Source organism: Elusimicrobium simillimum (assembly GCF_049639735.1).
GTDB lineage: Bacteria > Elusimicrobiota > Elusimicrobia > Elusimicrobiales > Elusimicrobiaceae > Elusimicrobium > Elusimicrobium simillimum.
The window spans coordinates 916521-942119 of sequence record NZ_JBEVVA010000003.1 but is presented as its reverse complement, the minus strand read 5'-3'; the positions used below and the strand labels follow the sequence as shown (position 1 = coordinate 942119).

Annotated in this window: 25 protein-coding genes; 12 read left to right on the top strand and 13 right to left on the bottom strand. The window is 42.6% G+C overall.

Going from position 1 to position 25599, the window contains the following annotated elements; genetic code table 11:
• Positions 1 to 197: 197 nt before the first annotated feature.
• Positions 198 to 1205, bottom strand: coding sequence for an alpha-2-macroglobulin family protein (locus tag AAIR98_RS05300; RefSeq protein WP_423971162.1), 1008 nt, complete (start codon positions 1203 to 1205; stop codon positions 198 to 200).
• Positions 1181 to 5773: an alpha-2-macroglobulin family protein gene (locus AAIR98_RS05295; RefSeq protein WP_423971161.1), complete on the bottom strand. Its 4593-nt coding sequence runs from the start codon at positions 5771 to 5773 to the stop codon at positions 1181 to 1183. The genes AAIR98_RS05300 and AAIR98_RS05295 overlap by 25 nt, the downstream gene beginning before the upstream one ends.
• Positions 5774 to 5837: 64 nt before the next feature.
• Here AAIR98_RS05295 and AAIR98_RS05290 point away from each other — a divergent pair, with 64 nt between their 5' ends.
• From AAIR98_RS05290 to folE, 4 genes are read left to right on the top strand one after another with little or no spacing between them, the layout of a single operon-like run.
• Positions 5838 to 6629: a DUF1189 family protein gene (locus AAIR98_RS05290; RefSeq protein ID WP_423971160.1), complete on the top strand. Its 792-nt coding sequence runs from the start codon at positions 5838 to 5840 to the stop codon at positions 6627 to 6629.
• Positions 6619 to 6963, top strand: a complete 345-nt coding sequence (locus tag AAIR98_RS05285; protein WP_423971159.1) for a 6-pyruvoyl trahydropterin synthase family protein — start codon at positions 6619 to 6621, stop codon at positions 6961 to 6963. Before AAIR98_RS05290 ends, AAIR98_RS05285 begins: the two co-directional genes overlap by 11 nt.
• Positions 6938 to 7525, top strand: a complete 588-nt coding sequence (locus tag AAIR98_RS05280) for a 7-carboxy-7-deazaguanine synthase QueE (protein ID WP_423971158.1) — start codon at positions 6938 to 6940, stop codon at positions 7523 to 7525. Before AAIR98_RS05285 ends, AAIR98_RS05280 begins: the two co-directional genes overlap by 26 nt.
• Positions 7450 to 8070, top strand: a complete 621-nt coding sequence (gene folE / locus AAIR98_RS05275) for a GTP cyclohydrolase I FolE (protein ID WP_423971157.1) — start codon at positions 7450 to 7452, stop codon at positions 8068 to 8070. The genes AAIR98_RS05280 and folE overlap by 76 nt, the downstream gene beginning before the upstream one ends.
• A gap of 70 nt (positions 8071 to 8140) precedes the next feature.
• Here folE and AAIR98_RS05270 read toward each other — a convergent pair whose 3' ends face one another.
• Positions 8141 to 9184 (bottom strand): hypothetical protein, encoded by a 1044-nt coding sequence (locus AAIR98_RS05270; protein WP_423971156.1) that lies wholly within the window; start codon positions 9182 to 9184, stop codon positions 8141 to 8143.
• A 163-nt stretch (positions 9185 to 9347) separates the two neighbouring features.
• Here AAIR98_RS05270 and folP point away from each other — a divergent pair, with 163 nt between their 5' ends.
• Both folP and AAIR98_RS05260 read left to right on the top strand, forming a co-directional pair.
• Positions 9348 to 10112 (top strand): dihydropteroate synthase, encoded by a 765-nt coding sequence (gene folP, locus AAIR98_RS05265; protein ID WP_423971155.1) that lies wholly within the window; start codon positions 9348 to 9350, stop codon positions 10110 to 10112.
• Between the two features lie 109 nt (positions 10113 to 10221).
• On the top strand, positions 10222 to 11118 hold the full coding sequence (locus AAIR98_RS05260) for a hypothetical protein (RefSeq protein ID WP_423971154.1): 897 nt from the start codon (positions 10222 to 10224) through the stop codon (positions 11116 to 11118).
• A 276-nt stretch (positions 11119 to 11394) separates the two neighbouring features.
• On the opposite strand, the gene AAIR98_RS05255 is transcribed toward AAIR98_RS05260, so the two are convergent.
• The 4 genes from AAIR98_RS05255 to AAIR98_RS05240 are packed head-to-tail and all read right to left on the bottom strand — an operon-like array spanning position 11395 to position 13831.
• On the bottom strand, positions 11395 to 12009 hold the full coding sequence (locus tag AAIR98_RS05255; RefSeq protein WP_423971153.1) for a tetratricopeptide repeat protein: 615 nt from the start codon (positions 12007 to 12009) through the stop codon (positions 11395 to 11397).
• A gap of 12 nt (positions 12010 to 12021) precedes the next feature.
• Positions 12022 to 12843, bottom strand: coding sequence for a purine-nucleoside phosphorylase (locus AAIR98_RS05250; protein ID WP_423971152.1), 822 nt, complete (start codon positions 12841 to 12843; stop codon positions 12022 to 12024).
• 8 nt (positions 12844 to 12851) lie between these two features.
• On the bottom strand, positions 12852 to 13205 hold the full coding sequence (locus AAIR98_RS05245; RefSeq protein ID WP_423971151.1) for a YraN family protein: 354 nt from the start codon (positions 13203 to 13205) through the stop codon (positions 12852 to 12854).
• Positions 13202 to 13831, bottom strand: a complete 630-nt coding sequence (locus AAIR98_RS05240; protein ID WP_423971150.1) for a ribonuclease HII — start codon at positions 13829 to 13831, stop codon at positions 13202 to 13204. The genes AAIR98_RS05245 and AAIR98_RS05240 overlap by 4 nt, the downstream gene beginning before the upstream one ends.
• Positions 13832 to 14178: 347 nt before the next feature.
• On the opposite strand from AAIR98_RS05240, the gene AAIR98_RS05235 reads away from it, so the two are divergent.
• The 4 genes from AAIR98_RS05235 to AAIR98_RS05220 are packed head-to-tail and all read left to right on the top strand — an operon-like array spanning position 14179 to position 17009.
• Complete coding sequence (locus tag AAIR98_RS05235) at positions 14179 to 15177, top strand: glycosyltransferase family 9 protein (RefSeq protein ID WP_423971149.1); 999 nt, start codon at positions 14179 to 14181, stop codon at positions 15175 to 15177.
• Positions 15178 to 15972, top strand: a complete 795-nt coding sequence (locus AAIR98_RS05230; protein ID WP_423971148.1) for a polysaccharide deacetylase family protein — start codon at positions 15178 to 15180, stop codon at positions 15970 to 15972. It abuts the gene before it with no gap.
• 3 nt (positions 15973 to 15975) lie between these two features.
• A complete protein-coding gene (locus tag AAIR98_RS05225; RefSeq protein WP_423971147.1) occupies positions 15976 to 16485 on the top strand; it encodes a type IV pilin protein in 510 nt (169 codons plus the stop codon).
• A gap of 23 nt (positions 16486 to 16508) precedes the next feature.
• Positions 16509 to 17009, top strand: a complete 501-nt coding sequence (locus AAIR98_RS05220; protein ID WP_423971146.1) for a type IV pilin protein — start codon at positions 16509 to 16511, stop codon at positions 17007 to 17009.
• A 63-nt stretch (positions 17010 to 17072) separates the two neighbouring features.
• On the opposite strand, the gene AAIR98_RS05215 is transcribed toward AAIR98_RS05220, so the two are convergent.
• From AAIR98_RS05215 to lpxK, 6 genes are all read right to left on the bottom strand, one after another.
• Positions 17073 to 18173, bottom strand: a complete 1101-nt coding sequence (locus AAIR98_RS05215; protein ID WP_423971145.1) for a hypothetical protein — start codon at positions 18171 to 18173, stop codon at positions 17073 to 17075.
• 122 nt (positions 18174 to 18295) lie between these two features.
• Positions 18296 to 19387: a hypothetical protein gene (locus AAIR98_RS05210; protein ID WP_423971144.1), complete on the bottom strand. Its 1092-nt coding sequence runs from the start codon at positions 19385 to 19387 to the stop codon at positions 18296 to 18298.
• A 166-nt stretch (positions 19388 to 19553) separates the two neighbouring features.
• The gene (locus AAIR98_RS05205; RefSeq protein WP_423971143.1) at positions 19554 to 20336 is read right to left on the bottom strand and encodes an EFR1 family ferrodoxin; all 783 of its coding nucleotides are present in this window, start codon (positions 20334 to 20336) and stop codon (positions 19554 to 19556) included.
• Positions 20337 to 20604: 268 nt separating this feature from the next.
• Positions 20605 to 21594 carry a hypothetical protein gene (locus AAIR98_RS05200; RefSeq protein WP_423971142.1) on the bottom strand — a complete coding sequence of 330 codons (990 nt, stop codon included), beginning with the start codon at positions 21592 to 21594 and terminating at the stop codon, positions 20605 to 20607.
• 9 nt (positions 21595 to 21603) lie between these two features.
• Positions 21604 to 22944: a hypothetical protein gene (locus AAIR98_RS05195; RefSeq protein WP_423971141.1), complete on the bottom strand. Its 1341-nt coding sequence runs from the start codon at positions 22942 to 22944 to the stop codon at positions 21604 to 21606.
• Positions 22941 to 24059, bottom strand: coding sequence for a tetraacyldisaccharide 4'-kinase (lpxK, locus tag AAIR98_RS05190; protein ID WP_423971140.1), 1119 nt, complete (start codon positions 24057 to 24059; stop codon positions 22941 to 22943). The genes AAIR98_RS05195 and lpxK overlap by 4 nt, the downstream gene beginning before the upstream one ends.
• Before the next feature lie 100 nt (positions 24060 to 24159).
• Here lpxK and AAIR98_RS05185 point away from each other — a divergent pair, with 100 nt between their 5' ends.
• A complete protein-coding gene (locus AAIR98_RS05185) occupies positions 24160 to 24747 on the top strand; it encodes a CHAP domain-containing protein (RefSeq protein WP_423971139.1) in 588 nt (195 codons plus the stop codon).
• Between the two features lie 11 nt (positions 24748 to 24758).
• Entirely contained in the window at positions 24759 to 25490 is a 732-nt protein-coding gene (locus tag AAIR98_RS05180; protein ID WP_423971138.1) for a Bax inhibitor-1/YccA family protein, read from the top strand.
• Positions 25491 to 25599: the final 109 nt, after the last annotated feature.

Here is a 25599-nt window from a genome sequence, read left to right as displayed (position 1 = left end):
GCCGGAATTTGTTAAAAATAAATTAAAACAATTAGCGTTAACCGTTGTTTTTAGTTGCATAACCCACCGTAAGCGTAACATAATATCATTTATATAGATATTTTATCACTTAGGACGTAAATGTCAAGCATCATAAAGGGTTATACCAAAAAAGCATAGCAAAAAACCCCCGCTTATAAAAGCGGGGGTTAAAAAAACTATTCCACAGTCAACTTACCTGTTGTATTATGGCCGAAATTTTCGGGCTCGTACATTTGGCTGGCCCATGCCGCGGGCGCGCTGTAAGTGCCTGGTAACGTGGCCTGTACAACGTATTTATAGGTGTGTTTGCCTTTGGTCAGATAATCGGCAAATACGGCTATGCGGTCGTCGTATTTTTCATTGCGCTCAAAGGTGCCCCATTTGCTGTAGTAGGAATCATAATCATCATATTCCCCCTCATCATTATTTGCAAACTGAGACTCTGTGGCAAGCGTGCTGTCCACAATCTCAAAGCCCGCGGGCAAGAAGTCTTCCACCACAACAAACTGCCTGTCTTGGTTTGTGGTAACTGTTAAGGTAACTTCCGCCTTTTGGCCGGCTTTAAACGCTGTGCCCTCACCTGACACGGGCGTTACTTTGCGCTCAATTGCAAAGCCTGCGTTTACGGGTTTATCCAGCTTAAGCGGCGCGTAAATTTGGCGCATTGTATAATAGAGTCTGCCATCGCCTTTTTTGGTTATAAGTATGTCAGACTCGCCTTTCTTATTAAACAAATTGGAGAAAGGTACTACGGCAAGTTCCGCTTTCATTTCGCGGCCTTTAAAAACGCCTGTCCATGCGGCGGCGGAATTTACTTTAAGCTCCGCCTTAAAGTCCGGCGTTACATTTTCTTTTACTGTATAGTAAGAGTTTAAAGCGCGGAATACGGCCGAGTTGTTGGCCGTTGTAGCCCAGTGCCCTTCCTGCGTGGCTTGGTTAAGCAGCCATCTTACGGCCTTTTCGTCGCCTGTAAAGCCGCCTTTGGCCTGCAGCATAGCGTCCAGCACCACAGCCGTTGTTGTAAGGTTAGAGGCATGTATCCACGGCATTTTGTTGTCCAGCTCAAAGTGCATTGTGGTGGGCGCAACTTTGGCGGTGTTCATAAGCTCGCGCGCGAGCTCTTCAACCTCGGTTGTTTTACCCAGGTTTTTGCCCGCTTTTATAAGATAGGCTTTGCCTTGCAAGCTGAGCTCCGCCCTGCCGCTGTAAGCCTTTGAAAACTGGCTGCTGCCCCCCTTTTATAGAGGCTGAGCACGTAAGCGGCGTAAGCCTGCGTGGTTTTGTTTTCCAGCCTGCTATATGGGTAGGCCCAGCGTTTTGTGTCTGAAGCAGACATAAAGCTGTCCAGCCACTTTAAAGCTTTATTACTAACGTTGTCGTCCACTTTGTAGCCCTTTTCTTTTGCTAAGTGCAAAACCTCAAGCGCGTAAAGCGTAACAAACGGGTCAGGCTGGGTTGAGTAAGCGTCCGCCCAATATTTAAACCCGCCGTCTGATGACTGATACGCGCCAATATTGCTGATAACCTCCTGCGCCGCCGCCTCCAGGTTAGAGATATTGCCAAGTTTAAAATCGCTTACAATACTCTTAGAAAGTATAACAGGCAGTATCTTTGACATTTTTTGCTCAAGACAGCCGTACGGGTAAGAAAGCATGTAAAACAAGCCTTCTTTAAGCCCAACTAAAGCCGTAGAGGCAAAGGTGAACTCCGCCCTGTTATCGGCAAACGGTACGTAACCTGTGGGGGCCTTCATGCCTTCTTTTACTTTAGACTCTGTTACGCCACTGGTGGCAAGCGTGTAATATTTTTCAATACCGTTAATGGGGATATTCCACCTAAGGCCGTCTGTGTCTTTGCCGCTGGCGGCCGTAAACTCAAATACCGCGGGTTGCGCGTTGGCGGCCTGGCAGTTCCATAAAATCTCTTTAAAACCGCCCTTTTCAATTTTGGCGTTTACGGTTGACTCGCCGCCGTACATGGCCACGCCGCCGCTGACAATACCTTTTACGGTAATGTCTTCTTTAGCGTCTTGGTTGTACACTATTACGCCGCATTTAAATATGTCGCCAAGTCTTGCGAACCTGGGCAGGCTGGGCTTTATCATAACAGGTTTATTTACAGTAATGTTTGTATCGGCCGAGCCAAACTGTTTTGTATTTAAACTTACAGCCATTACACGGAATTTGGTAAGGTTATCGGGCAACTTAAACTGTACTTTTGCTTTGCCGTCTTTATCTGTAAATACCTTCCCGTTCCAGTAGGGCGCCATGTCAAAGTTGGTACGCAGGTCAATGCCGCCAAGCTTACTGTCGTCACCGCCGCCGCCGCCTCTATTTTCGCCTTTTTCACCGAAGGAACGCTGGCCTATTACAAACGCCCTTGTGTCTACCGTGCCAACAGCAAGAGCGCGCGGGCCATAAAACTCATTAAATAAGTCAGGCGTTTTGTACGCGGTAAGTGAGAGGACACCCTCGTCCACCACAAACACAGCTACTTCTGATTCTACCGCTTTGCCGTTGACCGTATTGTGCAGGTTAATTGTTACTGTTTCACCTGGTAAATAGGTGGCTTTATCTGTGGTAAGCTTGGTAGCTATTTTTCTGGCTTCAGGCTCAACGGTTAAGTTGGCGTAGCCTACTTTAAGCTGCGGCTTGCCAAGGTCAAGGCCCTCTTTATCATAAGAGTTTTCCGCGCTGCGGCCTTTAATAAGTATTACGCTTACAAAGGCGTTGGGCAGGTAATCTTCCGTCACGGGTATTACTATACTATCCGCGCCGCCTTTAAGTTCCTGCGTAAATTTGTGCATTATTTTTTCGCGTTCAACGGTTACAAGCGCTGTAGCGTTAGCGTAGGGTGACTGCACCATAAGTTTGGCTTTGTCGCCTACCTTATAAGTGGCTTTGTCGGCGACTAATTTAATAATATCATCGTCGTTCTTAGCCCAATATGCGCGGCCTTTGCCGGCTACGCTGAAAGAGGCTGTGTTGCGCACCTCATTCCCCTTATCGTCAACAGCGGTAAAGGTAACCTTATAGGAACCCGGGGTTTTTGGGGTGTATTTAAATGCATGCGCTGTTTTACCTGTTGTAAAGGTAACTGTGTCCGTGCTTTCCACACGGTTTTCACTCACCCATTCCAGGCGGCCGTTAATGCCTGTTTTGCGTATGCTGTAGTATTGCCAGTTTTCAATTTTGGCGGTTACTTTAGCGGAAACAGCCTCGTTAGTAACGGGGTTAACTGTTAAAATATCAGCGCCGAAAGGCTTTTCTACCTCAGTATATGTTTCGCCCGTTTTTATACCTATATAGAATTCTGAAGGGTGAACGGGCGTTGATGTTCTGCTGAAAAGCTGCTGCCTGTTGGGCGCGGTTATGCCGGCCTCAACAAACATTCTGTACGGCCTGTCAAACTTGGGCAAGGCCTGTGTATAAACAAAGCGGCCGTTGTTATCAAGCTTATTTGTTTGTTCAGAATACGGATAATTTTCTGATGAATCGTCGTAAGAATTAAAAAAGTAATCAGAATACTTTGAATTTCTGTAATAGTTTTCAGTATATCTTACCGCCAGTTTAACATCCGCGCCCGCAAGCGGGCCGCCAAACATGTAAGAACCATCCACGGTAATTACGGCGTTGTCCTGAGAACGGTAGTCCGGCTTGTCAGTATTTACGTTTACTTTAAACTCAGCGGGTTTCAATGCTTCCACGCGGAAAGATTTGTATACGTTAAAATAATCAGCAGAACCTTCATCTTCTTCATTAACAAGCTCTACACTGTAAGTGCCTGTTTTATCTGCCGAGCCTATGTTAAAAGTTGTTTCAAAGGTGCCGTATTTTGTGTTAACCGGGGCGTTAACAAGCTTCCACTCGTTACCCGCCGGGTCAGACACTCTGAGCGTAACCGTGCTGATTGACGGGATTGCCCAGTCGCCCTCTTTAAGCGTTCTTAAAGCGCCTTTGAGGTTAAGCTTTTCGCCTGGTCTTAAAATGTCTCTGTCAAAAAACACAGCGGCGTTATTGGTAATTTCCTTGGGGTACCAGTCATAGCTTATGTTAAAGCGCCACGGCTCCACACCCTGCGTCCAATTGCTTGACACTATAGCGTCGCCGCCATCGGAGTACGCTATAGCGTAAACCTCCGGCCTGTCCCAGCGGCCGCCAACTACGCCAAGCTCTTTAAACCCGGGCGCCTCGGCCATGCCGTTGCCTTCCGTTTTACCGCTCCATAAAAGTTCGCCGTCGCCTGAATAAAGTTCCACGGATTTGTTTGCGACCGGTTTACCGTCACGCAGTGTGGTTACCCATATTAAAGAGTTTTCAATACCTGTTTTAAGCGTGACGCCAACGTCTGTCACGTTATCAAAAATATCTGTGCGGCAGTAGTCTCCGTTATCTCTTTTTTTAAATACCGTCAGCTTATTAAAACCTTTGGCGTTACCGTTAAATATCTTATTTAAATCAAAACCCGTTCTTAATGTTTGGTTGCGTTTTGTTTTAAAAGCATAAGAGCCGTAAGCCGGGACAGTGGTATTTTTACAATAGGTATTGCCCTCTTTATAAGCTTTAATAAATTCTTGCGCGTTATTAAGTTTTACAGAGTCTATGCCTGTGGCTTCCACGTTAATAACGTCAACAGGATGCATAATGGGCAGGTAAGATTCCAACACGCCAAAGCCTGTGCTAAAATCAACATTAGGGCAGTACTGCGGGTGTGTATAAGTTAATGTTTTCTTTTGGCCCAGTTTGTTGCCGTAAATATCTTTAAGGTTTGCATCTAAAGTGATTTTATAGGTTTTGCCTGGCTCAAATTCCGCAATGTTAAAGGGCAAAGCGTAGCCTGTGGGGCCGTTATAAATGCGGCTGCCTGTTTCATATTTCGCGCCCTCTTCAAGCGGTTTAAATTTGACTGACGGGGATATTTTTATATTATCAACAACGTCTTTAAGGTAAACGGGGTTGGTAAAGCGCAGTTCTGTATTGCCGGGCAGGCATTTGGGGGAATTGGTATCTATTACGGCAAAGTTTTCATATGTGTAAAAAAATATATTTTTCTCTTTTTGGAATCCCAACGTTCCTTGTTCGCCGGGCATCCCCTCCGCAATTTTTATGTTGTATGAGGCGGCCTGCTCAAGCTTGGCCTTAGGCATAAGCACTAACATGTTTTCAGCCTGGTAATAATTGCCGCCGTACTCTTGCTTAACAGCCTCTTTGCTTGGGCGTATTAAATCAAAACTTAGCTGCGCTGCCTCATTGCTCTTTTTAAAAGAAATATACTCGCGCGCAGTCTGCGGGTTAACCGGCTGGTTAAAAACTAAAAAAATGTTGGGGTTAAGGCCTACCCATAGTTCAGCATCAGCAGGTCTGGAGTGGGAGAAGTTAATACGCGGGGTATTAAACGTCCAGCTAAATTCTCTGCTAAGGCTGTCAGAAGAAACTTCTGATTTCAAATTGCCGTCAACGGTTACCTTATATTCTGTTGAGGGGATAAGTTTTTCAGCTTCAAAGCTTAAGGTTTGGGTGCCTGTCCAGCGGCAGTTGCCTTTAGCCGCGGGCACCAGTTTAATGGGGCAGGCGTCATTGCCAAATTGGTTGGAGTCGCCCAATCTTACAACCGGTTTATTAAAAGTTACGTTGATGTCAACATTTTCAGTGGAATATGTATTACCTTTAGGCGTGTAGGAAATTACATTTAAACCCTGCGCGCTTAAAGCGCCCGCGCAAAGCATAAATACAACAGCAAGAACTTTCTTCATAAGCTACCTCAAACATATAAATTTTATATACTTTAGTATAACATTTTCAGAAAAAGAGGACGAGATGGCCTTAGACATTTTAAAAAATATAATAAGCTTTAAAAACTACACATTGCTGTTGGAAAAGGGCAAAGGTTATGTATTTGGCTACCTGGCAGTAATATTTATAATAATGACGCTGACAGGGTGCTATGTGGCGGACAAGTATTTAGACACGCATTTACCTGCCATACTCAAATCCATACCATCTATAGAAGCTAAAGACGGCGCACTGCTTATTAATGACGGCAAAGACTATACTATTAATTTACCTTTAAACACCAAAAGCGGCGTGCAAGCGCAAACCGCCCACATATTATACAGGCCGGGCATGGAATTCCCCCCAACTAAAAGCGATTTTACAAGCGGCGCAACAGTAGCCATAGTAACCAAGACAGACATGTATTATGTTAACGGGGAAAAGGTAGTGTCTGAAAAGTTCCCCAAAGACCTTACTTTTAAAAAGCTTGAGGGCGAGGAAATTATGGCTAAATACAGCCAAATATCCTCTACTATTAAGGTAATGACATACCTTGTCACACCGGTTTTTATGCTGTTTATGCTTGCGTACTGGGTGTGCGCCAGCTTTTTGGTGGGGATGGTGGTGCAGTCGTTCATGCTGCGCGTTACGCCGCGTTTTGGCATTATGCGCCTGGCCGTTTATGTGCAGGCCCCGGTACTTGTTATTTTTATGATAAACATACTCTCGCCCTACAGAATACCGCTGTTTAATATAGCGCAGCTGTGTATAAGCGGTATGTTTATACAACAGGCTTTATCATACTTACCAAGAAGAGGACAAAAAAATGCTGCTTAAAGTTAAAAGAAAATTCAGCGCGGCCCACAGGCTGCCCAGTTACGACGGGGACTGCAATAACCTGCATGGCCACACATGGGCGGTAGAGTTTATTATAGAAGGTACGGTAAAAGAGTCCGGCATGGTGGAAGACTTTAAAATTTTAAAAAGCCTTATAGACGGCGCGTTGCCTGACCACAAATATCTTAACGATTACGTGGAAAACCCCACCGCCGAAAACCTGGTACAGTACCTTTTTGACAAAGTGTCCGCCCTGCTTAAAGAGCGCGGGCTAAAATTAAAACAAGTGGAACTTTGGGAGAACGAAAGTGCCAGCGCAATCTTACAAGCTTAACGAGATTTTCTACTCCATCCAAGGCGAAGGCGCCCACACAGGCGCGCCCGCCGTATTTGTGCGCTTAAGCGGGTGCAGCATGGGGTGCGATTTTTGCGATACGGACTTTTCGCATAAGCTTACCATGACCGCGCCTGAGGTACTGCATGAGGCCGCCAAATACCCCGTTAAAAGAGTAATTTTTACAGGCGGCGAACCGGGCGAGCAGAATATAGCCGCGTTAGCCAAGTTTTTTAAAGAACAAGGTTACGAGACGCACATAGAAACAAACGGCTCGGTATACTTTGACACAAGCAGTTTGGACCATGTGACATTATCACCAAAAGCGGCAATTGACGAGCGTATGCTTAACGCCGCCCACGTTATAAAAATAGTAGTTGGCGCGGGCACAAAAATAAAAGATTTAGAAAAATACTTCAAATACCAGTCTGCCGGCAGGCAAATATATTTACAGCCGGAAAGTAACAAACAGGAGAATATTGATTTATGCGTAAAAATAATAAAAGCAAACCCCTTTCTAAGGCTAAGCCTGCAAACACACAAGTTCGCAAACCTGCAATAACCGAGGCTAAGGCGCATCAAAATTGGCGTGAATTACTGGCATATATAGGTGAGGACCCGAACCGTGAAGGTTTACTAGAAACCCCCAAACGCATAGTAAAATCATGGGACAAACTTTTTGGCGGGTACAAACAAAAGCCCGAAAGCGTGCTAAAAACCTTTGTGGAAGGCTCTTGCGACGAGATGGTAGTACTTAAGGATATTGAGTTTTACTCTACATGCGAGCACCACTTCCAACCGTTTTTTGGCACCATCAGCATAGGCTACCTGCCAAATAAACGCGTGCTGGGCGTATCCAAACTGGCAAGACTGGTAGAAATATATTCCCGCCGCCTGCAAATACAGGAAAAGCTGTCAGCCGAAATTGCCGACAGCCTTATGAAGCACCTTAACCCGCTTGGCGTAATGGTAGTGTGCAAGGCCCGCCACATGTGCGTGTGCAGCCGCGGGGTTGAAAAGCATAACGCCGTTATGATAACCAGCGCCATAAGAGGCGTATTTAAAAAGCCCGAGGTCAGAAGCGAGTTTTTAGACTTTATACAGTAAATATAATTCTGTAAATAAAAATACCCCCGGTGTTGCCGGGGGTATTATTTTTTATTTTCGCAACTAAGACTTAATTTCTGTAACCTTTTTTAGGTAAAATTCTTTTAATATAAACATCATCATTTAAAGCAGCGTGAACTAAAGAAGCGTTTGATGTTGTACCGTCAAAAATATTAACTCTGTCCACAGTGCTTACGCTTACGCCTGATAAGTCTACACCGGCCATTCTTGCGCTTTTAATAAGTGTTGACAAAGAAGTGCACTTTGAAGAAGACTTATAATCAATATTTTGCACTTTGTCTTTAATATATTCTTTAACAGAACCCGGGTTAAGCTTTTCTATAGCCGCAAACACTTCCACAATAGGCTGTTGTATTGCAGGCACTATTTCAGAAAAATGCAAATAGTTAAATATTCCTTCTAAAAACAGCCACGAATCCAAGTCGCCTTTAGGCAAATAAAATATAGATTTTTCACCTCTTTTAACATCTTCTCTGGCTACATAGCTAAGCATTTTTAAACCGTTATCATTAACAGGCAAGTCATGCACAAGTAAAAGACTTTTTAATAAAGATGCCTGCGTTTCTATGCTGACTGTTTCAATATAGCGGTTAATATCCGAGATGCTTTTAGCCGCTATATCCCCACGCAGATTATCTATAAAACCACGCGGAAAATTAACCTCTTGCGTATTTTTGTCAGTTCTTACTTTGGCAATATTATCAAATGCCTCAAAATCGCCCTTAATAAAAGCCGCTGCCATAACTTTAGCCTGGCTATTATGAAAAAATTTCATTATTTTAGCAGAAGTTGTCTGCGCGGCAATAGTTTCGATATTAGAAACAGCGCCGTTATCAATAAGATATTTAAGCTGCTCTACAGAAGCGTTTTCCCCTTTCTGTATTTCTTTATCTAAAAGTGTGTTAAGCCTTGCCTGCTGCGCCTCTTTTTCTTTATCAATGGCGGCATATCTGGCTTTGGCTTCCAGTTCAAGCTGGGCTATTCTGTCGCTGCTGCTTTGCACCATTTTTTTTGTCACAGGGTCTTGCGCGGCGGCAAATGTGCTAAGAGTTAAAACTAATGCAAGCGTTCCTGCTATATATTTTTTATTCATGTTATTCTCCTTCCTTAAAGGCTATCTGTCATAATATAAAAGTTTTTAAGTTTTTATACCAGGGTCTAAAGACCCAGCGGCAAATAGGTCTTTAGACCTAAAAGTCTAGGCAGTATATTAGTTGATAAGTTTATAATATTTATAAAAATTGTAAAATTATAATATGAACAAACCACTTATCATGGGTATATTAAATGTAACGCCGGATTCTTTTTTTGACGGCGGCGCACACACAAACCCGGTTGCCCATGCCGCGCAATTAATTAAAGAAGGCGCGGATATTATTGATATAGGCGGCGAGTCCACCCGCCCCGGCGCGTCCGTTGTTTCCCCGGCTGATGAGGCCGCGCGCATTATACCCGTGCTTAAACAAATAAGACTTATGTGTCCCAAAATAACAATTTCCATAGATACCTACAAGGCAGCAACCGCTTTGGCCTCGGCGCAACATGGCGCGGATATCATTAACGACCCCAGCGGCCTGGCAGACCCGGAACTGGCAAAAATTGCCGCCAAGCACAACAGAAAACTTATAATAATGCACACACGCGGCACACCGCAAACCATGAACACTCTTACAAATTACACAGATATTTTGGCTGAGATAACAGAGTTTTTTAAAGAAAAAGCGGCGCTGGCCACAAACCTTGGCGTGCCGCCGGAAAATATAATTATAGACCCCGGCTTCGGCTTTGCCAAAACAAAAGAACAAAATTTATTTTTGTTGGAAAACATATCACACTTCAAAGCGCTCCAATACCCGCTGCTTATAGCGCTCTCACGCAAACGTTTTTTAAGCAGAAAAGAAGGCGACACCGCCGCAGACCGCCTGCAAGCTACGCTTGAGGCTAACGCCAAAGCAACTGCACAGGGCGCTGACATGCTGCGCGTGCACGACGTGGCCGCCACAACAGATTACCTAAAATAATTATACTCAAATACCCAAAAGACCTAGCGCCGTTTAGGTCTTTGGACCCTGGTGTGTTTTTAACCAATACTCTATCATATAGATATATTATTACTCTTTAGGAGACCCAATGAAGAAATTATTTATTTGCGCCCTTATATTAACACTGAGCACATTTTCATATGCCGAGGACGGCATTGCAAGCGCACTTCAAAAAGCTTTTAACTATAAACCCGACGCAAAACTTGCGCAAATAAGGCAAGAGGCCGCCAAACATTTACAAGAAGAAATAAACGCAAAAACTTTAGAGTCATTTACAACAGGCTCAAACGAAGAAGCGTTGAAAAAATTTTACAGAGAAGTAACCGTAAGCATACAGATAACAATACCCAAAACAGATTTTGACGGCAACGAGTACGAAGACATAATCTACTGCAGCGGCGTATATGTAGAGCCCGGGCTGGTAGTAACACATGACAACAGCCTAATGATAAGACCATATAAAAAATATGAAATAAAAATAATTTTTCATAATGGTTTAACAATACCCGCCAATCAGGTTTTTCTTACACCTACGAGGGTATCGCATTATTCATTTTTTGATTTGCAGCCTATATTTGAACTTAGGCCGGAACTTAAAAATATGAAGAAAGCTATCATAGGCTACCTAAATACAAGTGAAAGCTTTTTTAGAATTATTAAGACCCCCGCCCCGGTAAAAGTTAATTATGTTTATACCGATAAAAATGATTTTAAGGTGCTCATGAACCGCTCTATACAAGATGATGAAGAATTTGGCGACAGAGGCAGATTTTTACTTGATATCAGACAACAAAAAACAACAGGAGACCCTGTGTTTTACGGTAAGCTATTAATAGGTATGAACAGAACAGGCAACGGCGGCAGCGCTTTTGACTTTGGTATTACGGGTATAGAACGCCCTGAAATAGCCTCCTTTAACAGTCATACACTTTCTTCTCTGCGAAAGTCCGGCCTCAACCCCGTTATGTACAAAATATACCAATAAACACTTAAATATACATGAGAAAACCCTAGGGCCCCAAGAGCCGTAGGGTTTTCTTTTAAAGGTACGGTACCCTTTTACCCCCCGTCTTATATTGCAAGTATACTTATCAACTAATATAACTACTTTGAGCTAGTTTTCAATATGTAAAAAAGTCCCATATAAAATATGAGATAGGCGTTATGTAATTTAAGGTAAAACAAAAAACATCCCCCCTCCCGCTTCCGATGGGGAGGGCATAAAAAAGCCCCGCCGTTTGGCGGGGCTTTAAAATCACATTTACTTAACAGGCATCCGGTTAATATGCTGCGGCAAACTGCCAGACTGCGCAGTTTCAATATCTAACTGCATCTTGTCCGTATTGCCCATTTGCTCATGCACGGCGGCGCGCGCGGCGTATGCGGAAACTGACGGCTTTAAAATAACCACCATATCATAATCAGCCAAAGCCGCCGGATAGTTACCCATGGCAAAGTGTATGCTGCCGCGGCTCATAAGCGCCTCGGCGCTTTCGGGGTTCATCATGATTGTATAGGAGACAAACTTAAGCGCGTCTTCATACCTCTGCATGCCGGCCAAAGCCGCGCCCAGCGCGGAGTAGGCGGCAATATTTGTAGGATTATTTTCTACCACTACAATAAAGTCATTGGCGGCCTCTTCATATTTAGCCATGTAAAAATACGCCGCGCCTCTTGATGCGTACGCGTCCACATTGTTGGGGTTAATTTTTAAGGCTTTATCATATTGCTTTACGGCCTGCTCGGGCTTGCCGTCTTTATGGTAGCCTTCCCCCCTTGCTATATATTCGGAGGAAGTCGGCAGAGGCATTAATGTTGTACACGCGCACATTGTTAGCGCCGCAAATATTATTGGGAGTTTAAAAATATTTTTCATAGCGTTTTTCCTTTAAAACTGCGGTATTATAGTTTCAAGTAAAGCCTTAAACTTGCCTTCAATCTTTTTAGTTTCGGACAATGTTTCGCTGTGTGAAAGCGGTGTTTTGCTAAGGCCGGCGGCCAGGTTGGTAACGGTGGCCAGGCCGCACACTCTTATACCCGCCTGTCTTGCCGCTATAACCTCGTGCACCATAGACATGCCTACCAAATCCCCGCCCATTGTGCGAAAGGCTTTTATTTCAGCCGGGGTTTCAAAGTTAGGGCCCGTCACGGCAAAGTATATGCCGCTGCCATGTTTTATTTTTAATTTTTTAAGCGCGTCTAACGCTATTTTGGAAAGTTTTTTATCATAAGCTTCGCTCATGTCTATAAACATAGGCCCAAACGCCATGTCGTAGTTGCCTATAAGCGGGTTAGTAGCCATAAAGTTAATATGGTCGCTTACCACCACAATAGCGCCCGGCGTAAATTTAGCGTTTATAGAGCCTACGGCGGCCGATACTATTAAACTTTTTACGCCCAGCATACCCATAACGCGCGGCGCCAAGGCTATGTTTTTAATATCATGCCCTTCATAGTAGTGAAACCTGCCCTGCATAACCATAACTTTTTTACCTTTATAGGTGCCAAAAATAAGGTTGCCGCTGTGGCCGCTTACAGTGCTTTTTAAAAACCCGGGTATAGTTTTGTAAGGCAGCACAATTTTATCTTTAAGCTCCGGCACACTGCCCGACAGGCCAGAACCTGTGATAAAAGCCACTTCCGGTTTAAAATTTTTTGTTTTCTTATTTATATACGCCGTAATCTTTTTAACTGCCGCAAGCTGTGTCATACTGCCTCCTATAATGTCGTCCTTGCGGGCGCGAAAGCGCCCTCTATATGGTTGATGTCACTACCTAAAACTGTTATTACGTCAAACCTTATACTATCAAATTTTGGCTGTTTTTCTTTAATATAATTAGTTGCGGCTAATGCTACTTTATGCTGTTTGCTTTTGGTTACCGCGCCAAGCGGCCCGCCAAAAGCGCTGTAAGCGCGGGCTTTTACCTCTGTAAAAACAAGGGTTTTACCGTGAATGGCAATAATATCAACTTCCCCTTCTTTTACACGGTAGTTGCGGGCGAGTATTTTATATTTTTTGCCTTCCAAATATTTAGCGGCGGCATCTTCCCCGGCGGAACCAAGATTGTTCATAACATTACCCCGTGAGTATGCTTTAGCGGGGCAAAAGTCATGCGGTGTTCACGGCACGGGCCGTGCGTGTTAATACATTCTATATGAGTTTTACTGCCGTAACCTTTGTGCCCCTCAAAGCCGTAAGCCGGGTGCAGAGCTGCGGCAATTTTCATATATCTGTCACGGTTAACTTTGGCTATAACGCTGGCCATGGCTATACAAAATGACTTGGCGTCGCCGTCTATAACTTCTTGCTGCGGTAAAGGGAAATCTTTTATTTTATGGTTGCCGTCCACAAGGGTTAGAATATCATTAATATCGTAAAATTTTTGCGCGGCGCGGCGCATGGCCAGGAACGTGGCCTGTAAAATATTTATGCGGTCTATTTCATACGCGCTGGCGTAGCCAACGGCAAAAGGAATGCGGTGCTCAAGTATGCGGGCGTAAATTTTTTCACGTTTAACTTCGGTTAATTTCTTGCTGTCGTTAACGTCCTCAAAAATGGTGTACATGTCCGGCGTTACGCAAACGGCGGCGGCCACTACGGGGCCCGCCAGCGGGCCGCGGCCCGCCTCGTCTATGCCAAGTAAAACGCAGTTTTTGGCGGTAATAAGCGTGTTATCATATTGTTGCAGTTCATTCATACCACATGATATAAAATTTTGTTTAAAAGATTTTAATTTCTCCCTTTCGTAAAGGGAGTGGCCTGGCAAGGCCGAGGGATTTATCACGCTGCGTAGCAGCTTACTACAAGATGCCGTTATAAAATAAAGACAACAACAATATTAAATCCCTCCCCCCTACGGGGTACTCCCTTTACAAAAGGGAGAAATAAAAAAAATACCATTTATATTCTGCCCTTCGGTGCAAAGTTATTAATACGGGAAGTAAGCTTACTTCCCTTTACAAAAGGGAGAAAACGGCTGTTCATCTATTTTCCAATTTGTTCACGAAATTTTGTTAAAATTTTTTAAAATGATAAAATCATTATATGCAGAAAAAATTTTTACTTATCCGCACTGACCGCATAGGCGACCTTATTTCTATTACGCCCGCAATATCTGTATTAAGGCGTAACTTCCCGCACGCCTATATCGCCGTGCTGGTATCGCGCTACGCCGCCGATGTGGTTAAGAACAACCCTGAAATTGACGAAGTTATTATAAAAGAATCCTTTTTTAAAACACTTAGTATTATAAGAAGTAAAAAGTTTAATACCGCCGTAATATTTTTTCTGGACGCATACGCCGCGCTGCTTACGTTTTTCGCGCGCATACCGCTGCGCATAGGCCCCGTATCCAAAATTTGGGCAATATTTTTAAACAAAGGCATACGCCAAAACCGCTCTAAAGTTACCAGGCACGAGGCTGACTTTAACATGGAACTTTTAAAGCCGTTATTTGTTTACTTCCACCCGGCAAAACCCAAAATTTATGTACCTAAAAAAGACGATATCAGGGCCAAAAATTACCTTAAAGATAATTTTGCCATAGACCGCTTTGACACGCTTATTATGGTGCACCCCGGGTCAAAAGGTTCGGCGCAAAACTGGCCGTCATCCAATTACGCGCAGTTAATCAGGCGCATTATGCAAAATTGTCCTGAAGTTAAGGTTATGCTTACAGGCTCCCCGCAGGAACAGCCCATGCTGGAGGCCATAGCGGCTGATGCCGCACCATATAAACCTATGATTTTAAAGGATTCTGTAGAGTTGTCTGATTTTATAGCGTTGATAAACCAGTGCACGTTTTTTGTGTCAAACTCCACAGGTCCGCTGCATATAGCGGTGGCGCTTGGTAAGAAAACATTGTCTTTCTACCCTAACCTAAAAGGCTGCCTGCCCACCCGCTGGGGCCCGTACGGCAAAGGCCACCAGGTGCTTATGCCTGAGGCCGTGTGCCAATCTAAAGAGGACGTTTCCCACATGTCACTAATTACCGTTGACCAGGCTTTTGACGGTATTACAACACTTATTAAAGAGCGCAAATAAATGACCACTTATATTTTAGCCGCGGCCGCCGTGGCCGTAATACTTGTATTAATCCGTTACCCGTTTTGGCGCCCCGCGCGTACAGGCGTGACCGTGCTGGCTTACCACCACGTGGGGGTACCGCCTAAAAATTCTAAATTAAAAAGAAACTGGGTTTCCCCCCAGGCGTTTGCCAGACAAATGGATTATGTTGTAAGCCAAGGTTTTACAACTTTAACATTGGACGATTTGGCCAAAATTTCCGAAGGCAAGGCGGATATGCCGGCAAAACCTTTATTAATAACTTTTGACGACGGTTATAAAAACAATTACCTTAACGCTTTACCAATATTAAAAGAACGCAACTTAAAAGCAAACATATTTTTTGTGTACGACGCCATAGGCCACCACAATATGTGGCACGCGCCCGCCAAGGAAACCTGGCAGGATATGATGACGGTGGAGCAAATTAAAGAAGTTTTAGCGGGTAAAAATATAGGCTATGGCTCACATACATTAACCCACAAAAATCTGGATAGGATAGCTGCGGCCGATGCTAAATATGAAATAGAAGAATCTAAATTCCGCCTGGAAGCGCTGCTTGGTACGCAGTGTACCTCGTTTACATACACTTACCGCGGCGGGAAGAATGCTGAAATTAATAAAATAATAAAAGAAGCAGGTTACAAATTTGCTTTCAGTATGTATAATGGTATAAATACGCCGCCATTTAACGCGGACAAACCGCTTAACAGAATTTTTATTAAGCGCTGCCACAATATGTGGGATTTTAAAATTAAACTTAACAGGAGGTAACTTATGAAAAAAGGTTTTACATTAATCGAGTTACTGGTAGTAGTATTAATCATAGGCATTTTGGCCGCCATCGCGCTGCCGCAATACACCAAGGCTGTGGAGAAATCAAGAATAGCGGAGGCTGACACAATACTTAAAAGCATACAAACAGGCTGCGCTATTTTACACATGCAAAGCGGAGACCATTGTTTTTTTGACAATATTGATTTAGATTTTTCACTTACTGCAATATCCGCAACACTGACAGGCGACGATGGCGTAGCACACCAATATGCCAAACAAGGCAAATATTTTTCTTATAACATGGAAGAGTCTGGCAGTATGGTATATGCCTGCCGAGAATCATCTTTTTCAGATAGCGGCGCATCTGCTGGAGACTACTGCATAGTATATGAATGGGCCGGCGGAAACCCCTCCGCTTTAATAAGCCGATATTGCGCGCCCAATACAGACAAAGGCACAAGTGTTTGCAAATCCATAGGCAAACTGTCAAACGGCGTTTACGAATATTAATTTACAACAATAAAGGAGATAGTATGAAGAAGGGTTTTACACTTATAGAGTTACTGGTAGTAGTATTAATCATAGGTATTTTAGCCGCCATAGCGTTGCCGCAATACACAAAGGCTGTAGAAAAATCAAGAATAGCGGAGGCCGACACAATACTTAAAAGTATGCAAACCGGCTGCGCGATATTAAAATTGCAGGAACCTGACGCCTGGTGCACATTTGAAAATATTGACCTGGACTTCCCCCTTGGTTCCACGGCAAACAATGAATGGGCCAGACAAGGCAAATACTTTTCTTACTCCATGGAAGAATCCGGCGACTTTATAGCCGCGTGCAGAGAAACATCTTTTTCAGACGAATCACACTCTGCGGGTGACTATTGTATTATATACCATTGGGAAAGCGAAAACCCCTCTGCCCTTACAATGCGCGCGTGTAAACCTAACACAGACAAGGGGACAAGCGTATGCAAAGGCATGGGTAAACAAAAAACAGGCACCGCATATGGCACGGTGTACGAATATTAATATATAAATTACCACAAAAAGCCCCGCCTAACGTTAGGCGGGGCTTTTGCATAAATAACAGGGTTAATACATAATATTATTTTCTTGTAATAATTTTCTTAATTTTTTCACATGCTTATTGCTTGAATCTTTTTTTGCCTCAACTGCTTTAATAAGCGCGTCTTTTTGGGCTTTATCCATTTTGCTAAAGTCCATGTATTGTGCAACATTAAAAAAATTAGCAAACAAATTATCCACTCCTTTGTTGGCCCGGAAAGTGTCATGAATATATACGTCAAAGTAGTCATATTCCTCTATAATGTTGGTATTTAATAAGTTTATTATACCTGTAATAACTGCGGCTTGAAAAGAGTCCCTACTTTCCCAAGCGCGGCTGCCTTTATGGTCTTGAAACAATTTTGCATAAATAATAATCGTTTTATCTACCTTATACATATCATTAACACCCAAATTTTTTGTAATAGTATTAAGATGCCCGCGGCTCATAATGTTAGACAGTTCATTATAAGTAATAAGAACTTCGTCAATATCTGTTTTCTTACTTTTTTCTATCCTAGATTTATTAAAAATATTTAAACCAAAATCTTGGTATTTTTCAGGGGTAAAAGAACCTTTCATCTGGAAAAATTCTTTTAAATAATAAGTATAGAAAGCATATGTCATAACTTTACTGAATTGGAATTTTTCTCCAGCGGCCTGATAGGTAGAATTCTTTAAAGCCTCTTCCACCATAATAAGAGCGGTGTTTGTAAGAGAAGGAGGATTAATAAAATGTTCCGGGTCAGATGACATATACTTAGCGTCAAAATCACGTGCGCTCATTTTGGCAAAATCTTTTACAAATTGCGCTTTTTCTATCTCAGGTTGCATTAAAGCAAGGCTGGCCTTTGCCTCTTGTATCTTAGGATATTCATCAATAAAAGCGTCAAGAGATCCGTCAATAATTTTTACCACACGATTACTCTCGCCGCTTGTTATATTTTTAACAACAAAAGCAGTGGCAATATTATCTAATATTCTTGTTTTTTCAATATTCATGTCATTAATTATGTTTTTTTCAACATTTTTTAAACTGTCTAATTTTCTTTCAGCGGCGGTAGTATTTTGAGCAATGGCTGTTGCCGCGCAAAATACTGCTACTGTCAACGCTATAATTTTTTTCATATATGGCTCCTTTTTAAACCAGATAATACAATGATAAATAAAAATACAAATATATACATGAGTCAAAAGACCCAGGAACATGTAGGTCTTTTGACCTATATTCGCTATTATAAATATCCGGTTTAAGATACAATATTATTTTCTTGTAATAATTTTTTTAATTTTTTTACATATTTACTGCCGGATTTTTCTTTGGCGACTACTGCTTTAATCAGCCTGTCTTTTTGGTCTTTATCCATTTTGCTAAAGTCCATGTGTTGTGCCGCATCAAAAAAACGGTCATAGACATCGTCTAACACATAACTTTCTATAACAACATCTGCCGCACTTGTGGTACAACGCAAAGATCCCGATAGCGTATTGGTATTTAATAAATTTATTATGCCGTTAATAACTGCCGCCTGAAAATGCTCTCTATTCTCCCAAGCGCGGCTGCCCTTATGGTTGGTAAATAATTTTTGATAAACAAAGGTCGCTTTGTATACTTTATCCATATCATTAACACCCAAATTTTTTGTAAGAGTATTAAGATGTCCACGGCTCATGATATTGGATAGTTCATTATAAGCAAGAATGACTTCCTCCGTATCCACCGCCTTAGATCTTGCTATACTTAGCCTGTTAGAAATGTTCAAATTAAAATCTTGATATCTATCAGGAGTAAAAGAACCTTTCATATGAAAAAATTCTTTTAAATAATAGGTGTAAAAAGCATATGTCATAACTTTACTGAAGTGGAATTTTTCTCCCGCGGCCTGGTAGGTAGAATTTTTTAACGCCTCTTCCACCATGATAAGAGCGGCATTTGTGAGAGAAGGAGGGTTAATAAAATAATTCGGGTCACTAGACATATATTTAGCGTCAAACTCGTGGGAACTCATTTTGGCAAAATCTTTAATTAACTGTGTTTGCCCTATATTCGCCTGTGTTGAAGCAAGACTGGCTTTAGCCTCTTGAATTTTAGGATATTTATTAATATAAATATCAAGTTGTTCACCAAAATCTTTTACTTTATTAGCATCTATTACAATTGGAATAAAGGTAGTTGCGCTAACATTATCCAATATTCTGCTTGTTTCAGAGTCAATTTCTTTTTTTATATTTTTTTCAACATTTTGTAAGCTGTCCAATCTATTTTCAAGTTTAGAAATATTTTGCGCAACACCTGTGACAGCGCAAAATACCGCTACAGACAAGGCTATAATTTTTTTCATATATGGCTCCTTTTAAAACCAGATAATACAATGATAAATAAAAATACAAATATACACATGAGTCAAAAGACCCAGGAACATGTAGGTCTTTTGACCTATACTCGCTATTATAGACAGATAACAAAAATGCCCCGCCGCATGGCGGGGCATTTTTTTATTTTAAAACCTATATATAAAAGAATTCAGGTTCTTTTCTTATTTTTGTAAGTTTGGATTCCATCTTTTTTATTGCCAGCCAAAACGCCAAGGACTTCATGCCGCGTGTATGCCGCGGGCACGCTTTAACGCAGGCGTAACAGGCAATGCATTTGGCGGCGTCCGTCACTCTTGGGGTTTCCTTTTCTATAGCCTGTACGGGGCAAATTTTGACGCATGTGCCGCAAGAGTCGCACTTGCCGCCGCCTTTAGGGGCAAACGGTATTTTGGAATGCTCACGGTACGGTAAAGTGCCGTTAACTTTAATAAACTTTGTTAAAAAATCGTCCGCTTCCAGTGTTTCCTTTACTTTATCCGCAAAATCAGATAGTGCGGTAATGTCCGCCTCATCAGGGCGACCGGCCGCTATTTTGACTGAGAACGAATGCGGCGCAACCACGGCCGCCGCGCCAACAGCGTGAAAACCACGTTTTTCGCACTCATTTTTAAGCTCTAACAATGCGTCTTCATACTCTCTGTTGCCGTAGGTAACCATAAAAACGGCTGGTGAGTTGTGCGCGTCCAAATTTTTAAATAGTCCCCCGTCCACAGCGGGCAAACGGCCCGCGTATACAGGCGCGGCTATGACAACCAGCTCATCGGCGTCAAAGGTAAAATGGCGCGTTCTGGTATTATAGTCCGCTAAATTAATTTCTCTGTATTTTTTGTGGAACATTTGCGCCAGGTGTTTGGCGTAATCTTTAGTACCGCCCGTAGCGCTGAAATATACTGCTGTAACCTTATTTATCTTCATATTTTTATTATAGCAGTTATGAAATTTTTTGAATACCAAAAATTTTATTTACGGCGCGGCACACCGTCGTGTCAACCTTTTCATGATTACATGTGTTTTAATAAAAAGACACATTTAATATCTTATTTTTAAACAGCAATTGCTTGGCACCCTCACGCTTCGCTGAGAGAGCGGCACTTTGCTTATATAACGCCGCCTTACTTATGCGTCCTTCATATAAAAAGCCCCGCGCCGTAGGCGTGGGGCTTTTTTTGTAAATCACTTCAAATTAATTTTGCGGCTCTTGCGCCTGGGGCGGAGCAGGCATTAGGTTAACGTCAACCTCGGCGGGAGCGTTTTGCTTGGCAAGTTCCGCCAGTTCACCCTGGCCGTCGCCAAAGTAAACTTCTCTATTCATATAATACAGCACAAACGGCACGTCCATATAGCAGTAGGGTATTAACATGATGAGGAAAGATATTATTACAGATACCGCCACAAATATTACCGACAGCACCGGTATACTCTGCGTAGCGGCGGCAAGCAGGCCAAATATTGCCTGTGTAATGCCGTTAACTATGCTTAGGCCTATCATAAGAGCGAATGCTATAGCCATGATTAAAAACATAAAACCCATTGTCGGCCAATAGGTGGGTTTAACAAGCTTAACGCAATACTTTAAAGCGTCAATAAGACTTTTGCCTTTAAGCACCACCACCTGCACCAGCGGTATAAAGAAGAATACGCCAAAAAATAAGGCTATAAACCATACAAATATAAGCAGGCCCATAAGTTCTTTGGCCACACTGCCGGCAAGAATGATTAATATTATAGGAGCATAAAGTATAATAAGAAAAACCACCGCTGTTATAAACAGCGACCACGCGCGGGGCAGGCCGCGTTTAAAAGCGTCCAATATAGTAATTTCTCTGCCTAAAATTCTTTCCTGCAAATAAATAGAAACAGCCGCTTTCTGTACCAGGGCAAATACCACATAGGCCAACATAGCCACCACCAAATACACTATCATGGCAGGCGAGAACATTTGTTTAAACAAGGCTTCTGCGGCGGCAGGGTCCATAGCTTGGGGGTTGTTAAAGTCTAGCCCGCTGGTTAAAAATACGCCAAAAAAGGAGTATAAGTACGGTATGCTCATTATCATAACCGCTACCATAAGCAGCAACTGTATTATGTAAAGGCCTTTAAGGTTTTTCCAGAAAGCGTTAAATGATTCGGTAAGAATATCTAACACAGGATACTTCTTTTTCAATATGTCCATTAGACTCTCCTATTTGTTTTGTTCTTTATCTTTGCCATCTTGATAAGCGTTATTTAAATTTGGCGGCAGCGGCGGCATACTGACAACCTTCAGCCTGGGGCGCACCGGCACGTCCTGCGGTAAAGGCCCGCGGGCCTCTTCCTCTTTTTTGCCTACGGGAAATTCGGTATCTTCTCTCTCAGGCAGAAACTCAGTGTTTTCAAGGTTAACTTCAATACCGCTTTCCCCGTCGGAAAGGGTGATTGTGTCCTCACGCTGGTCACGCTCCGCCCTTTGCGCGGCCTCAATCATACGGCGCTTTTGTATAAGCTGCTCTACGGTGGAATCATTTTTTAAATCCACTATAAGCGTGGGCATTTCTCCGGGGGAAATATCCTCCCCGTCTTTTTTATTAAATATACTTTTATAAAATTTTTCCGAGTCTGTAAGGTTAGCCTCGTCAGGTATAGGCCCCTGGGCATCTTGTGTGTCGGGTAAGGCTTTGGTTTCAAGTTCAAAATCGTTTGTTGTCTTGCCGCCTATTTCTTCCTCTACCTTTGACTCAAGTTTAAGGAAAAGCACCGTAAAGGCTGACATAATAAACGTGGTATAGTAGTTTTGCACCAAAATTGACACTATTAGAAACGCAACCGTGCCGGCCAATGTTAACACCAGCATACCACCGCTAAGCGTGCTTGCGCCGCCAAACAACGCCGTGGCAAACCCCATTCCCACGCCCGCAATCAATGTCATAATAATAGAAAACATTATAACCATAGCAAAATAAATAACTGTTGCCAGTACAAGGTAACCAAGCGTGCTCCAGTAGTTTTTGTAAACCATGTAAAAGCTGTATTTAAAACCTTCTACAAGCCCCTGCTTTCTTATAATAATAGCCATTGGCGTAAAAACCAAATATACAAGCAAAAACATATTAATAATATTGTAAATAACAGCGGGAATATAGTTTTGCAGTCCGCCAAAATAATACAGCCCTAAGCTTATTAAACTAACCGGCACAGACATAAGCACGCAGGCAAACATAGCGGTAAAAAGTTCAAATTTAGTAGAGGTAACGGCCTCGCTTATGCCTATAAGTACGCCGTCGGCTTTGCTTTTAATTATTTTAATCATAGCGGCAAAGTATAACGCGCCCAAAGTAATAAAAGCAAATAATGTTATAGCCACTGAAAGATAAGGGTTAACATAAGTAAACCCAAGCAAAAAACCAAGTACAAAACCTATAACAGCAAAGATAATAGACATTAAAAGGACAGGCACAAAGCTGGCCCCTGTAACTTTAAATACAGCGCCGATATACTTGGGTAAATCCATACCCTTATAATTTAATTGTTTAAGTTTTGTGTTCATTTTTTACTTTTTTCTTTTTCCTTAAGTTTACTAAATTTAGGATAAAGCACCTCTGTAAAAATATCAAACTCTTTCTTGCCTTTAATTTCCATATTTACTGAAAGTACATACACGTTCTTTTTAAAAATATCACGCCAAGACGCAGGCAGTTTAATAAAATCTTTAAACGTTGTTATAAGCGGCGTGTCGCCTGCTAAATCAACAAAGGTTTTAAGGTCTGCGTCGGTATACTTCCTGTGGTCCGGGTAGCGCCAAACTTTGGTTAAGTTTAGGCCCAGTGATTTTAAAGTATCTTCAAAATTGCCCGGCTCGCCAATGGCTGAGAACGCGCCCGCGTCCCCTTTCACAGCGTCCAGCTTAACCTTTGAGGAATTGCATATATCATAATACTCCTGCGGTTTATGCATAGAGTCCAGTATCTCAACGTCTTCGTTAATTAAGCGTATTTGGTCCCTAATATCTTCAAGCTTACGGGCGGGTACCTGGTTGCTGTGCGTTATTAAAATTAAATTAGCTCTTTTAAGGGCGGTGACAGGCTCCCTAAGTTCCCCATACGGCTGTAAATGGCCGCCGCCAAAGGGGTTACGCGCGTCTATAAGCACAATGTTAGCGTCTCGCTTAAGCCTGAAATGTTGGAACCCGTCGTCCAGTAAAATAACCTGGCTTTTAAATCTTTTTAAGGCCTCAGTCGCGGCAAGATAGCGGTTTTCGTGCACAACTATGGGCACTTTAACGTCGGCCAAGGCGCGGCTCATCATAAAAGGCTCGTCGCCGGCGCTGGCCCAGTTGTTTTCCAACTCATCATCAAAAAGTACAACGGGGTTTTTATCTTCTTTGCTTCTTTTGTACCCGCGCGATACTATAGACACTCTTATACCCGCCGCGGCCAATGTCCTGGCCGCGAGCAGCACGGCTGTAGTTTTGCCCGTACCGCCGGACGTTATATTGCCTATACAAACCACGCGTGTATTAACGCTGTAACTCTTGCGCCAGCCGTGGTCAAACAAAAATTTATTAAGCGCCGCGCCCGCCCCGTACCCCTGCGAAGCCAGCCACAATACGCCCCTGCCTACAACATTACCCTTAAAACTGCTTTTAACTTTTTCCAAATCCATAATTATCCCTAAATATAAATATCATTAACAATTTTACATAATTTATGTGAATTTTAGACATTTTTCACATAACTATAAACAAAAATTATAAAATAAAGATATGAAAAAAATCATCCTGCTTACTGTGCTTATTATTATTGTTTTATGCGTTTGCGTGTGGATATTTAAGAACTTTAACCTAAACCGCAACCATAAACCAGGTGACATAGTTGATAATTTAGACGGGGTAAACGTATACTATAACGGCGGGGTAAGCCATACTGAAGGGCGCAACCTAACAGCGGACGGCTACAACCTGGGCATAAAATACCAATGTGTTGAATTTATTAAAAGGTATTATTACGAGCACTACAACCATAAAATGCCCGATACTTACGGCAACGCAAAAGATTTTTTTAGAAAGGGCATAAAAGAAATGAAGCTTAACGATGCCCGCGGCCTTATACAACTGCACAACCCCGGCGGCGTAAAACCGCAAAAGGGTGACATTGTAGTATTTTCCCCCACAATATTTAACCGTTTTGGCCACGTGGCCATAATATCAGAAGTAACAGACAGCACCATACAAATTGTGCAGCAAAACCCGGGGCCCTTTGGCGCCAGCAGGGAAGTTTTCCCCCTGGAACACAAAGATAATAAATGGAAAATAAAAAACCGCAGGATAATGGGCAGCTTACGCATGCCATAAGGAGGAAGTTAATGAAAAGCACCAACCCTATATTTAACGAGGAAGCGTTTGAAAAAACCAGAGACTCTATGCAGGTCTCCGGCGGTATAATGACGCTGCAGGGCACTATAAATAAATCTTTAGCCCTTATTTTTATAACAATGATAGGCTTCATGATATCATGGGCCAGCGTTTATACTGTAGCCAACTTGCTTTGGCCTGCCTCAATAGCCGCCCTTATAGTAGGATTCATAGTTATTTTTAAGAAAAATACAGCGCCGTTTTTAGCACCGGTATACGCGTTTTTACAAGGTATAGTAATGGGCGCTATTTCTTTTATGTTTGAGGCGCAGTTCGCGGGTATAGTATTAAACGCTGTGGGTATAACAGTGGTAGTATTTTTTACAATGCTGCTGCTTTATAAACTTAGAATTATAAAAGTAACGCATACTTTCCGCTCCGTCATAATTGGCGCGACATTGGCTGTGTGTGTATTTTACCTTATAGCTTTAGTTATGAACCTGTTTGGCTCGCCTTTAAACTTTATGTACAGCTCAAGCCCGCTAAGCATAGGCATAAGCGTTATCATATGCGGTGTAGCGGCATTAAACCTGATGCTGGACTTTGACTTTATAGAACACGCCACAATGTCAGGCGCCATGCCCAAATACATGGAATGGTACGCCGGCTTTGGCCTGTTAGTTACCTTAATCTGGTTATATTTAGAAATTTTAAAGCTACTAGGCAAACTTAACAGAAGATAAGCTTTATTTCTCCCTTTTGTAAAGGGAGTACGGCAAGGCCGGGAGGGATTTAATAAAGCGAGGTACGAGCGCATTATTAAATGCCGTTATAAAATAAGATTACAACTTT